The sequence below is a fragment of the Actinophytocola sp. genome (assembly GCF_036378875.1).
In the GTDB taxonomy this organism is placed as follows: Bacteria; Actinomycetota; Actinomycetes; order Mycobacteriales; family Pseudonocardiaceae; genus Actinophytocola.
The window spans coordinates 84,523-96,980 of record NZ_DASUVO010000076.1 but is presented as its reverse complement, the minus strand read 5'-3'; the positions used below and the strand labels follow the sequence as shown (position 1 = coordinate 96,980).

At 68.6% G+C, this 12,458-nt stretch carries 10 protein-coding genes; 9 read left to right on the top strand and 1 reads right to left on the bottom strand.

Annotated features, from left to right (window positions below):
- Positions 1-146: 146 nt before the first annotated feature.
- The gene (locus VF106_RS22425) at positions 147-2,387 is read right to left on the bottom strand and encodes an arylsulfatase (RefSeq protein ID WP_330841751.1); all 2,241 of its coding nucleotides are present in this window, start codon (positions 2,385-2,387) and stop codon (positions 147-149) included.
- Between the two features lie 119 nt (positions 2,388-2,506).
- Here VF106_RS22425 and VF106_RS22420 point away from each other — a divergent pair, with 119 nt between their 5' ends.
- The 9 genes from VF106_RS22420 to VF106_RS22380 all read left to right on the top strand — a co-directional run bounded on the left by VF106_RS22420 (position 2,507) and on the right by VF106_RS22380 (position 12,458).
- Positions 2,507-3,607 carry an isocitrate/isopropylmalate dehydrogenase family protein gene (locus tag VF106_RS22420; protein ID WP_330841750.1) on the top strand — a complete coding sequence of 367 codons (1,101 nt, stop codon included), beginning with the start codon at positions 2,507-2,509 and terminating at the stop codon, positions 3,605-3,607.
- A gap of 3 nt (positions 3,608-3,610) precedes the next feature.
- Positions 3,611-5,110, top strand: a complete 1,500-nt coding sequence (locus VF106_RS22415) for an ABC transporter substrate-binding protein (protein WP_330841749.1) — start codon at positions 3,611-3,613, stop codon at positions 5,108-5,110.
- Between the two features lie 5 nt (positions 5,111-5,115).
- Entirely contained in the window at positions 5,116-6,066 is a 951-nt protein-coding gene (locus VF106_RS22410) for an ABC transporter permease (RefSeq protein WP_330841748.1), read from the top strand.
- Complete coding sequence (locus VF106_RS22405) at positions 6,066-6,920, top strand: ABC transporter permease (protein WP_330841747.1); 855 nt, start codon at positions 6,066-6,068, stop codon at positions 6,918-6,920. The genes VF106_RS22410 and VF106_RS22405 overlap by 1 nt, the downstream gene beginning before the upstream one ends.
- A 62-nt stretch (positions 6,921-6,982) precedes the next feature.
- A complete protein-coding gene (locus VF106_RS22400; protein WP_414639043.1) occupies positions 6,983-7,918 on the top strand; it encodes an ABC transporter ATP-binding protein in 936 nt (311 codons plus the stop codon).
- Positions 7,915-8,796, top strand: coding sequence for an ABC transporter ATP-binding protein (locus VF106_RS22395; RefSeq protein ID WP_330841746.1), 882 nt, complete (start codon positions 7,915-7,917; stop codon positions 8,794-8,796). The genes VF106_RS22400 and VF106_RS22395 overlap by 4 nt, the downstream gene beginning before the upstream one ends.
- Complete coding sequence (locus tag VF106_RS22390) at positions 8,793-10,247, top strand: aldehyde dehydrogenase family protein (RefSeq protein ID WP_330841745.1); 1,455 nt, start codon at positions 8,793-8,795, stop codon at positions 10,245-10,247. The genes VF106_RS22395 and VF106_RS22390 overlap by 4 nt, the downstream gene beginning before the upstream one ends.
- A gap of 1 nt (position 10,248) precedes the next feature.
- Positions 10,249-11,034: an SDR family NAD(P)-dependent oxidoreductase gene (locus tag VF106_RS22385; RefSeq protein WP_330841744.1), complete on the top strand. Its 786-nt coding sequence runs from the start codon at positions 10,249-10,251 to the stop codon at positions 11,032-11,034.
- Positions 11,034-12,458 carry an amidase gene (locus VF106_RS22380; RefSeq protein WP_330841743.1) on the top strand — a complete coding sequence of 475 codons (1,425 nt, stop codon included), beginning with the start codon at positions 11,034-11,036 and terminating at the stop codon, positions 12,456-12,458. The genes VF106_RS22385 and VF106_RS22380 overlap by 1 nt, the downstream gene beginning before the upstream one ends.

Genomic DNA, 12,458 nt, shown 5'->3' with positions numbered 1-12,458 from the left:
GTTCACGATCCTTTCCTCCCTGGCGCCGCGGACACGGGCCCTCGCTTGCCGAGCACGCCCCGTGCCAGGAATCCCTGCTCCGTCACGTTGTCAGCCTAGAGCGCCGAAGTCGGCACCCGCAACTAAGTGTACTGGTCAGACCGGGGTTAGTCGACCGCCTCGAAGAGCCATTCGTCCTCGGAGGGTGCGACCTCGAACAGGATGTACTCGAAATGGCCGGAATATGGAAATTCACCATCGTAGTTCTCCGAGACGGGAGCCAGCGCGTCGCGGCCGACGTCGAGGCCTTCCCAACCGTGGAACCACGGAATCACCCTGGGGAACTCGCGTTCGGCCACCGTCTTCCCCTGGACGAGAATGCTTCCGATGCCACGAGCGTCGCCGGTCTTCTCGAAACTGAACTCGAGACATGACGTGCCAAGAGGAATGGTCTCGGTCGACTCGAGCAGATAACGCTCGCCGACGTAGTTGTACTCGAAGCAGAGTCGGTCGTTCTTCACGTACATCACGAAGCCGGCGGCGTGACCGCCCAGTGCCACCAGCACGCCTTCCTCGCCGGTGGATGTGCGGTCGACGAACGCCTTGATCCGGTGGCTCCTGTTCATCGTCGGCGGCGCGGCGGCGGCCGGCAGATGTGCCATGCCGGGATAGTATTTGTAGACCAACCTGTTCCGTGGCGATCCGGGACGCGGAATCCGCGCCCTTTCGGCGAAACCGCGGTCATCGATCGGAACGACGTCGTACTTGCCTGCCTCGACCCAGAACTGTTCGATGAGGCCACGCAGCACCTCGGGCCGTTCCGTCGCCAGGTCTCGGCATTCCGACCAGTCGTTGGCGACCTCGAACAACTCCCACACGTCGTCGGCGTAGTCGCTGCCCCGCTCGTGGTAGGCGACCGCTTTCCAGCCCTCGTGCCAGATCCCGCGGTGCCCGAACATCTCGAAGTACTGGGTGACGTGCCGGGTCGGCTGGTCGCCGGCCGCGAACGTGTACGAGAGGTCGGTGCCGTGTATCGGAAGCTGCGGTGTGCCCCGGTACACGCCGGGCGCCTCGAAGCCGAGAACGGAGAGCACGGTGGGCGTCACGTCGATGACGTGGTGGAACTGTGGACGAATGCCCCCGCCATCCGTGATGCCGGCCGGCCAGTGGACCACCAGCGGCGCACGGATACCGCCCTCATGGGTGTTCTGCTTGTACCGCCGGAAGGGCGTGTTGCCGGCCTGCGCCCATCCCCAGGGATAGTTCGAGTGGGACCGTGGCCCGCCGATGAGGTCGATCTGGGCGAGGTTGCGTTCGAAACTCTGCTCGATCCGGTTCTGGAACGCGGTGGGGTTCAGCGAGCCGATCGGTCCACCCTCCTGGCTCGCACCGTTGTCCGACATCACGAAGATCAGCGTGTTGTCGAGCCGGCCGACCTCGCTGAGGAACTCGACGAGCCGGCCGAGTTCGGTGTCGGTGTGCGCCAGCATGGCCGCGTAGGCTTCCTGCATGCGCGCGAAAAGCCTTTGCTCGTCGCGTTCCAGCTCGTCCCACGGCCGCACGCCGGGGTTTCTCGGTGACAGCTCCGTCCCCGGCGGGATCACTCCCATGTGGAGCTGGCGTTCGTAACGCTCCGCGCGGATGGCGTCCCATCCCCGGTCGTACCGTCCGCGGAAGCGAGTCAGATACTCCTCCGGCGCCTGGTGCGGCGCGTGTGCGGCCGCGAAAGCCAGGTGCAGGAAGAAGGGCCGGTCGGGCGTGATTGAGGTCTGGTCGCGCACGAACTCGATGGCCTTGTCGACCAGGTCCTCGGTGAGGTGGTACCCGTCCTCCGGCCGCCCCGGTGGGTCGACCGCGTGGTTGTCGTAGGTCAGCTCGGGGTAGAAGCAGTCGGTCTCGGCCTCGAGGAAACCGTAGTAGCGCTCGAAACCCCGTCCCAGGGGCCACTGGTCGTACGGCCCGGACGCCGTGGTGTGTTCGGTGGGCGCGAGATGCCACTTCCCGACGCACATGGTGTTGACGCCTTGGTCGCGAAGCATCTCGGCGACCGTCGCCGCGGCGGGTGTCACGTAGCCGCGGCCGTTGGGGAACCCGGTGTCCAGGTTGGACAGCAGGCGCATCCCGACACTGTGGTGGTTGCGGCCGGTCAACAGGGCGGCCCTGGTCGGTGAGCACAGCGGCGTGGTGTGGAAGTTCGTGTACCGCAGCCCGCCGGCCGCCAACGCGTCGATGGTCGGCGTCTCGATCTCCGAACCGAAACAGCCGAAGTCCGAGTACCCGACGTCGTCGAGGACCACGTAGATGACGTTCGGCGAACCCTCCGGTGCGCGCGTTCGCTCGGGCCAGTGGGGCTCGGACTCACGATGGGTTCGCCCGATCTTTCCCAGAAACGGCGCGCTGAAGGGCATCAGAAGGTCCCCGCCTTTCGTGGGCCGGCGGACTTGACGTCTGCGGAGACTAGTGTCACTCTGCCCACCACGCAACTAGGTGGACTGGTCGGACCAGGTCCAGGCGAGTGGAGGCTCTCGTGCGGGGACTGCGGATCGCCACGATCGGTGGTGACGGAGTCGGCCCCGAGGTGATCGAGGCGACGCTTCCGGTCCTGCGCGCGGCCGCGGAGGCGAGCGGCGTCAGCGTCGAGACGGTCGCGCTGGACTGGGGCGGCGAGCACATGCTCCGCACGGGACGGGCGATGCCGGCCGACGGCGCCGACGTGCTGAGCGAGTGCGACGGAGTGCTCTTCGGGGCCGTCGGCCGGCCCGACATACCCGACGACGAGCTGATCTGGGGCCTGATCATCGGGCTCCGGCAGGCACTGGACCTCGCGGTGAACGTCCGGCCGGTGCGCAGCTGGGACGGCGTGACCACGGCCGTCCGTACCGAGGAGCCGATCGACTTCGTCGTCGTGCGCGAGAACACCGAAGGCGAGTACGCCGGCGTCGGCGGCCGGGTCGGCCAACTCGGTATCGAGGTCGCCGTCCACTCGCGCACCGCCATCGAGCGCACCGCGCGCTACGCGTTCGACCTGGCGCGGCAGCGCCGTGGCCGGGTCAGCCTGGTCACCAAGTCGAACGCGATGCGGTACGGCTACCCGCTCTGGGACGAGGTCACCGCGTCGGTCCACCTCGACTACCCGGACGTCGAACTCGAACACGTCCTGGTCGACGCGATGGCCGCGCGCATGGTCCAGCGTCCCGGCGGCCTCGATGTGCTGCTGTGTAGCAACCTCTTCGGCGACATCCTGTCCGACCTGGCCGCCGGTCTGGTCGGTGGCATGGGCATGGCGCCGAGCGCCAACGTCCTTCCCGGTCGCGGTCCGGGCCTGTTCGAACCGGTGCACGGGTCAGCGCCAGACATCGCCGGCGCGGGCATCGCCAACCCGGTCGCGTGCCTGCTGTCCGCGGCGCTCCTGCTCGACCACACGGGAGTCGAGGGGGCGGGGGACCGGATCCGGTCCGCCGTGACGACGACGTTGCGTGATCCCGCCACCCACACGCCCGACCTCGGCGGGACGGCGACGACGACCGACCTGAGCACGTCCGTGCTCACCAACCTCCAGCAACCAGCCGGCGGCGCGCCCTCAGCTCCGACCGAGCACCTCGTGTCTCTTCCAACCTCCAGGAGGTAGGTCATGCTCTCGAAGCGTTTGTTGAAGGTGATGGCGGCACCGCTGGCACTCCTCCTGGCCGCGTGCAGTGCGGGTTCCACCGCGACCGCCGGCAGCACCGACACGTCGCTCGTCGTCGCGTTCGCCGTCGAACCAGAGAACCTCGACTTCACGAAGACGGCAGGCGCGGCCATCCCGCAGGTGTTGCTGAACAACGTCTACGAAGGACTGGTCACCGTCGACGACGACGGGAAGATCGAACCCGCCCTCGCTACGAAGTGGACGGTCAGCGATGACCAGAAGACCTACGACTTCACCCTTCGCGACGGTGTCACGTTCAGCAACGGTGACAAGTTCGACGCCGACGCGGTGAAGTTCAGCATCGAGCGGGTCAAGAGTGCGGAGTGGACGGTCGCGCTCAAGAGCGGGATGGACGTGGTCGAGAAGGTCGAGGTCGTCTCACCGACGGAGGTCAAGGTCGTCCTGTCCAAGCCCAGCCGGGACTGGCTGTTCCGGATGACCACCCGAATCGGCGCGATGTTCTCGCCGAACGGGGTTGCCGACCTGGCCAACACCGCCATCGGCACCGGCCCGTACGAGGTGGCCAAGTGGACTCGGGGCGACTCGATCGAACTGAAGGCCCGCGACGAGTACTGGGGCGACAAGCCGGCGATGAAGTCCGTCACCTTCAAGTACTTCGACGACCCGACCGCCATGAACAACGCGCTGCTCACCGGAAGCGTCAACGTCATCGGGTCCATGCAGGCGCCGGACTCCATGAGCCAGTTCAAAAACGACAGCCGCTTCAAGGTCATCGAGGGCATCACCAACGGCGAGGTGGTCCTGTCCTTCAACAACGCGGCAGGGCCGCTGCAGGACATCAGGATCCGCAAGGCGATCAAGTACGCGCTCGACCGCAAGGCCATCGTCGACACGGCGTGGAACGGTTACGGCACCCTGATCGGCAGCATGGTGCCCCCGACGGACCCGTGGTACGAGGACCTCACGGGCCTGTACCCGCACGACCCCGAGAAGGCCAAGTCACTGCTCGCCGAGGCGGGGACGCCGAACCTCGAGCTGCGACTGCGCCTCCCCAACATCCCCTACGCCGTCGCCGCGGGACAGGTGGTCAAGTCGCAGCTCGCCGACGTCGGCATCACCGCCACCATCGACCTGCTCGAGTTCCCGGCCAGGTGGCTCGACGTCGTGTTCAAGCAGCACGACTACGACATGTCGATCATCCAGCACGTCGAGCCGCGGGACATCGCCCAGTTCGGCAACGCCACCTACTACTTCGGCTACAACAACCCGAAGGTGCAGCAGTTGCTCGCCGAGGCGGACCAGGGCACGGCGGAGCAGCAGAACACCGACATGAAGGCCGCCGCCCGGCAGATCGCGGACGACGCCGCCGCGGACTGGCTGTTCCTGTTCCCGTACCTCGCCGTGACCGACGCCAACCTGTCCGGTGTGCCGAAGAACGCGATCACCGAGTCCTTCGACGTCACGTCGATCACCCGATCCTGAAGTCCATGAGCAACTCCATCCGGCAGCTGGCGCGCAGGGCGCTCATCCTGATCGCCAGCGCCGCCGCCGCGTCGGTGCTGGTGTTCGGCTTCATGTCGGTGCTGCCAGGAGATCCGGCCGAGATCGCGCTCGGCGTCAACGCGACACCCGACGCGGTCGCCAGCCTTCGCGCGGAGTTCGGCACCGACCGGCCGTTGTACGTGCAGTACTTCGACTGGGCCGATGGGCTCCTTCGGTGGGACTTCGGGAAGTCCTACGTCTCGGAGACGGCCGTCGGACCGCAGATCGCCGACCGGCTGGCCGTGACGGCGTGGCTCGTCGGTGCGGCGATCCTGGTGGCGCTGCTCATCGCCATTCCACTCGGGACGCTGTCGGCGTTGCGGCACCGGCGGTTCACGGGGCTCGTGGTGTCCGGGTTGAGCCAGCTGGGCATCGCCGTCCCGGCGTTCGTCATGGGCATCGCGTTGATCTTCGTGTTCGCCATCAAGCTGGGACTCGTGCCGTCGGGTGGCTGGACCCCGCCGACCGAGCCGGGGAAGTTCCTGTCCCAGCTCGTCCTGCCGGCCCTGTCCCTCGGGCTCATCCAGGGGGCGATGCTCACCAGGTACGTGCGGTCGGCGATCCTCGAAGTCCTTCGCGAGGACTACATGCGCACCGCCAGGGCCAAGGGCGCCAGTTCCATGCGGACGTTGTTCCGGCACGGTCTGCGCAACGCGTCGATCCCGGTCGTCACCGTCCTCGGACTGCACATGACCACCCTCCTCATCGGATCCGTCGTGATCGAGCGGGTGTTCGTGATCCCCGGCCTGGGCAGCCTGCTCCTCGACGCCGTGGCGAACCGCGACCTCCTCGTCGTCCAGGGCGTCGTCATGCTGCTCGTCATCGCGGCGCTGACCATCAACTTCGTCGTGGACGTTCTCTACGTTGTGCTCGACCCGCGACTGCGAGGCAGCTGATGGAGCCGACCCGCCAGGATCAGCGGACCCGCCGCCGCCCGCTCGGACCGACCTTCGTGGTCGGCGCCGCGCTGGTCGGCCTGGTCGTGCTGTTCGCGCTCATCTCGTTCGTGTGGACGCCGTACGACCCGACCAGGGTCGACCCCACCGTCCGGCTGGTCGGTCCCGGTGCCGAACACTGGCTCGGCACCGACAAGTTCGGCCGGGACGTCTTCAGCCAGCTGCTGGTCGGCGCGCGAACCACCCTGTTCGTCGGCTTCATCGCGGTCGGTGTCGCGGCCGTGATCGGCACGCCGCTGGGCATCCTCGCCGCGATGACCCGCTGGCGCGTGCTCAGCGAACTGGTGATGCGCGGAAACGACCTCCTGCTGGCGTTTCCCGCGCTCCTGCTCGCCATCATGTTCGGCGCCGTCTTCGGTGCCAGCACGCTGACCGCGATGATCGCGATCGGGATCGCGACCGTGCCGTCCTTCGCGCGCCTGGCCAGGAGCGGAACGCTGCAGGTCATGGCCACCGAGTACATCACGGCCGCCCGGGTCGCCGGCCGGTCGACGCTCGCCATCGCATGGCGGCACGTCCTGCCGAACATCGGGGCGGTCGTCATCGTGCAGGCGTCGGTGTCGTTCGCCATCGCGGTGCTGGCCGAGGCGGCGTTGTCCTACCTGGGCTTCGGCACCGTGCCGCCAACACCGTCCTGGGGCCGCATGCTCCAGGAGTCCCAGCAGTTCATCTTCGACAAGCCGCTGCTGCTGCTCTGGCCCGCGCTGGCGATCGCCGTGGCCGTCCTCGGCTTCAACCTTCTCGGCGACGGCCTCCGCGACCTTCTCGACCCGAGGCTCGAGGAGCGCAGGTGAGTACCGAGACACAACCCACGAGTGTGGAGCACACCGTGAAGCCGGTTCTGGCCGTGGAGAAGCTGAGCGTGCACGCCGGCGACCTCACGCTGGTGGAGGACGTCTCGTTCGCCATCGGCGCCGGGGAACGGGTCGGGCTCATCGGGGAGTCGGGGTCGGGCAAGTCGCTCACGGCCACGTCGCTGATGGGCCTGTTGCCCGACGGCGTGCACAGCGAAGGTTCGATCAGGCTCGACGGCGTCGAGCACGACCTGGTCGGCGCCACACAGAAGCAGTTCTCCGGGTTGCGCGGCCGGAGGATGGCGATGGTCTTCCAGGAACCCATGACCGCCCTGAATCCCACCATGCGCGTGGGCGACCAGGTCGCCGAGGTCATGCTGATCCACAAGACCGAACGCAGCCGTGCCGACGCCCGCACGGCCGCGATCCGGTCGCTGGAACGGGTTCGGCTGCCCGATCCCGAGAAGATCGCCAGGGCCTACCCGCACCAGCTCTCCGGTGGTCAGCGCCAGCGCGTCGTACTCGCGATCGCGTTGGCCAACGGGCCAGAGCTGCTGCTGTGCGACGAGCCGACGACCGCGCTCGACGTCACCGTGCAGGCCCACATGCTCGACCTCATCTCGACCGGCATCCGCGAACGCGGCTCCGCGCTGTTGTTCATCACCCACGACCTCGCGGTCGTCGCCACGATCTGCGAGCGGGTGCTGGTCATGTACGGCGGGCGCATCGTCGAGAGCGGGACCGTCCGCGAGGTCTTCACGAATCCTCGCCATCCCTACACCCAGGGGCTGATCGCGGCGTCGGACCTGGAAACCGACCACGCCGGTGGCCGGCTGGTGACGATCCCCGGCAGCGTGCCGCCCGCCGGGAGCTTTCCGAGCGGTTGCGTGTTCCGGACCCGCTGCGACCTCGCCACCGACCAGTGCGCCGAGTCTCCACTGTGGACAGGCGAACCGGAGCGCGGGTTCGCGTGTTGGAACTCGGGGGAGCACACATGAGCCCGCTCATCCAGGTCAGGGACCTCACCCGTGTCTACCGTCGGCCGCGTACGTCGCTGACCGGGGGGCGGCACTCCGTGGTCGCGTTGCGGGACGTCTCCCTCGACATCCAGGCCGGCGAACGGTTCGGCATCGTCGGCGAGTCGGGCTCCGGCAAGTCGACGCTGATCCGCCTGCTGGCCGGACTGGACCAGCCCACATCGGGGTCGATCCTCTTCGACGGGCACGAGATCGCCGGCGCACCGGAACGGAAGCTCGGCTTCCTGCGCCGGCAGTTGCAGTTCGTCTTCCAGGACCCCATGGGCTCGCTCGATCCCCGCATGCGGGTGCGGCACATCGTGGCCGAACCCCTTGTCGCACAGGGCCATCCAAATCCGGCGCAACGCGTCGACGAGCTGCTCGAGGCGGTCGGCCTGTCGCCCGCCGCCGCGGACCGGTTCCCGCACCAGTTCTCGGGCGGGCAGCGGCAGCGCATCTCGATCGCCAGGGCGCTGGCGCCACAACCCACGGTCCTGGTCGCCGACGAACCGGTCAGCGCGCTGGACGTCTCCGTGCGCGCGCAGATCCTGAACCTCCTGCTGGACCTCGCGGAGGAGTTCTCCCTCACCCTGATCTTCGTCTCGCACGACCTGGCCGTGGTACGGCGAATCTGCGACAACGTCGGCGTTCTGCACCACGGGGAACTGGTCGAGCACGGCCCCACCCGCCAGCTGTACGACCAGCCGCGGCACGCCTACACCCGCAGGCTCGTCGCCGCGGTACCCACGATCAGAAAGGCACTGTCCGGAGTGGACGCCGAGGAGCTGGCCCGTGGTGTCCTCTCGGCTGGCGCCGATCCGACCGACGATCCCGAAGAGAAGGCGGCACTGGAATCGTGAGTCAGTTCAGTCCGAGCTACCCCGACGGCCTGCCGATCGGCGACGGCTGGATCACCACGCCCCACACCGAACCGGTCCACTTTCCCTACGACGGATCGGTTGTCGCCACCGCACCGGTAGGGAACGTCGAGCACGCACGCATGGCGCTGTCCGCGGCGACCCGGGTCGCCGCGGACGTGGCCGCGCTGCCGTCTCGAACACGGCGGGACGTGCTGCTGGGTGCTCGCGACCTGCTCGAGTCCGTACGAGAGGACTTCGAGCGCCTGCTCGTGCTCGAGACCGGCAAGCCTCTGCGTGACTGCAAGGTGGAAGTGGCGCGCACGCTCGTCACGCTCACCGCGGCGGCCGAGGAGGTGGCCAGGATCCACGGCGAGACGGTCCCGTTGGACCTGCTCCCGTCCGGTGACGGCATGGTCGGGTTCTGGCGTCGCGTGCCGATCGGGATCGTCGTCGGCATCGCGGGGTTCAACTATCCGCTCCTGCTGGCCGCGCACAAGATCGCCCCGTCGATCGCCGCCGGCTGCCCCGTCGTCTGCAAGCCGGCGCCACACACCCCGCTGGCCACGCTGTGGCTCGTGGACCTCGTCCGCACGGCCGCCGCCCGGCACGGCGCGCCCGCGGCCATGGTGCAACTGGTGACCGGTGACGCGGCGGTCGGGGCGGTGCTCGTCGAGGACGAACGGATCGGGGCGGTCTCGTTCACCGGCTCGTCGGCTGTCGGACACGCGATCGCACGCGCCGCCGCGCCCAGGAAGGTGTTGTTGGAGCTGGGTTCGAACGCGGCACTCATCGTCGCGGCCGACGCCGACCTGGATCGCGCGGCGGACGCCGTCGTCCGGGGCGGCTACTACGCGTCCGGGCAGGCATGCATCTCGGTGCAGCGGGTCGTCGTCGAGGAGGCCGTGGCGTCGGAGTTCCTCGACCTCGTGGTCGCGCGGGTGCGCGAGGTCGTCGTCGGGGACCCTCGTGACGAGGCGACCGACATGTCCGCCCTGATCGACGAACGCTCGACCGAGCGCGTTCAGGACTGGGTGAGCCGAGCCGTGGACGCCGGGGCGAAGGTCGTCGCCGGCGGACAGACCGATGGCAGGCTGCTTCGCCCCACGGTCGTGGCCGACGTGCCCGGCGGGCTCGAACTGTGGGACGAGGAGGTCTTCGGGCCGGTCGTCGCCATGCGTGTCGTGCCGGACATCGACGCCGCCTTCGCCGTGGCGAACGACTCCCGGTACGGGCTGCACGCGAGCGTGTGGACACGCTCGCTGGACACCGCGTTCCGCGCCATCGACTGTCTCCAGGTGGGCGGGGTCATCGTCAACGAGGTGCCGGGATTCCGTAGCGACACCATGCCCTACGGCGGCGTGAAGGACTCCGGTATCGGCAGGGAAGGGCCTCGGTTCGCGATCGAGGAGCTCACGGTGACCAAGATGGCCGTAATCAAAGTGGGGGTCTGAAGTGGACTACGCCGGTCTGTTCGATCTGAGCGGACGCGAGGTCGTGGTGGTCGGTGCGGGCAGCGGCATCGGCAGGGAGTCGGCGCTGGCCCTTGCCGCGCACGGCGCACATGTCGTCCTCGCGGACCGCGACGAGGCGGCGGCGGAGGGGACGGCGAAACTGGCCGGCGACCACGCACGCGTCTACCCGCTCGACGTGCTCGACTCCTCGGCGATCGAGGTCGCCGCGGCGGACCTCGCGTCCGCCAGCGCGCTGGTGTTCACACCAGCGACCAATGTTCGCAAGAGCATGACCGACTACACCGACGAGGAGTTCGACCGCGTCATCTCGCTGAACCTGCGTGCGTCGTTCCATCTCATCCGGCACTTCGCGGGTCGGCTGGCGCAGCGTGGGGGAGGGAGCATCGTGGCGTTCTCCTCGATCCGGGCCAGCACGGTCGAACCGGGCCAGAGCGTCTACGCGGCGACGAAGGCCGGTCTGGAAGGGCTGGTCAAGACCGCGGCAGCCGAGTTCGGTGGCCGCGGCGTACGCGTGAACGCGATCCGGCCCGGCGTGGTGGAGACCCCTCTGACAGTCCAACTCGCGGCGGACGAGACGTGGGCGGGTGCCTACGCCGACAAGACCGCGCTCGGCCGCTGGGCACGGGCGGAGGAGATCGCCGGCGCCGTCGTCTACCTCGTCTCGGACGCGGCGTCCTATGTGACCGGTTCGATCCTGACCGTGGACGGCGGCTGGACCGCACAGGACGGACGGTACGAACCCCCTCTGCCCAACGGGGAGGCGTGATGAGCGCGGAACTCGCAGATCTCACCGCGGTCGAGCTGCTGCGTGGTTACGCCAGCCGGTCGTTCTCTCCGGTCGAGGTGAACGCCGCCGTGCAGCGGCGCATCGAGTCGGTGGAGAAGACCATCGGGGCGTTGTACGCACACGACCCGGAGGCGGCGGCGCAGGCCGCGCGGGACAGTGAGGCGGCGTGGTTCGCCGGGCAGCCGCGCGGCGACATCGACGGTGTTCCGGTCACCGTCAAGGAGAACATCGCCACCCGGGGCGTTCCCCTGCCGATGGGTACCGCGGGCAGCGATCTCGCGCCCGCCGGCGAGGACGCGCCGGCGGCCGCGCGGGTTCGCGAGTCCGGCGGTGTGATTCTGGGCAAGACGACCATGCCGGACCTGGGGATGCTGTCCTCGGGACTGTCCAGTTTCCACCAACTCGCGCACAACCCGTGGAATCCGGAGTGGAACCCGGGCGGGTCGAGCGCGGGCGCCGCCGCCGCGTGTGCCGCGGGCTACGGGCCGCTGCACATCGGCACGGACATCGGCGGGTCGCTGCGCCTGCCCGCCGGGTGGACGGCGACCGTGACCCTCAAACCCAGCTACGGTCTCGTTCCCGTCGATCCGCCGTACTTCGGCCGGGTGGCCGGGCCGATCACCCGGACCGTCGCGGACGCGGCGTTGTTCATGCGGGTTCTCGCGCAGGCCGACGTCCGCGACCACACGAGCCTGCCGCGGCTCGTCACCGACTGGTCCCAACTCGACGGTGACGTCACGGGTCTGCGAGTCGGGCTGCTGCTCGACGCGGGCTGCGGACTGGAGACGCAGCGTGCCGTGCGTGAAGCGGTCGAGGGCGCCGCGGCGACGTTCGAGTCCGGTGATGCGATCGTCGAGCCGATCCCACCGTTCTTCTCCGCCGAGATGCTGGGAGACCTCGATCTCTTCTGGCGCGTTCGCGGGTGGGAATGGTTCAGTGGGCTCTCCCACAAGAAGCAAAGCCTTGTCCTGCCGTACATCGCGGACTGGTGCCGGGGTGGTGCCGACGTCCCCGGTGTCACGCTGATGCGGTGTGTCAACCGCATGCTGGAGATCTCGGCCACGACCGTACGGTCCACAGCGGACTTCGACCTGGTGCTGTCGCCGGTGTCGCCGGTGACGACGTTCGCCGTGGACTGGCCGTCGCCGACGAACGACGTCGACCGTCCACTCGAGCACATCGGTTTCACCGCCCCGTACAACTTCTCCGGACAGCCGGCGTCGTCGGTCAACTGTGGCTGGAGCCAGGAAGGCAAGCCGATCGGCCTGCAGATCGCCGGGCGGCGGTTCGCCGACATGGCGGTACTCCGTGCCACACACTGGTATGAGCAGGCACGAGGCGATGCGGCCACGCCGGTGTGGCCGCCTGCGTCGATGAGCGAGTACGCGACGACCCCGCTGTGA

Bases quoted from the DNA above. Each gene is read 5' to 3' on its own strand.
- VF106_RS22415 (WP_330841749.1), top strand. From the start codon at position 3,611: ATGCTCTCGAAGCGTTTGTTGAAGGTGATGGCGGCACCGCTGGCACTC.
- VF106_RS22380 (WP_330841743.1), top strand. From the start codon at position 11,034: ATGAGCGCGGAACTCGCAGATCTCACCGCGGTCGAGCTGCTGCGTGGT.
- VF106_RS22425 (WP_330841751.1), bottom strand. From the start codon at position 2,387: ATGCCCTTCAGCGCGCCGTTTCTGGGAAAGATCGGGCGAACCCATCGT.
- VF106_RS22395 (WP_330841746.1), top strand. From the start codon at position 7,915: ATGAGCCCGCTCATCCAGGTCAGGGACCTCACCCGTGTCTACCGTCGG.
- VF106_RS22410 (WP_330841748.1), top strand. From the start codon at position 5,116: ATGAGCAACTCCATCCGGCAGCTGGCGCGCAGGGCGCTCATCCTGATC.
- VF106_RS22405 (WP_330841747.1), top strand. From the start codon at position 6,066: ATGGAGCCGACCCGCCAGGATCAGCGGACCCGCCGCCGCCCGCTCGGA.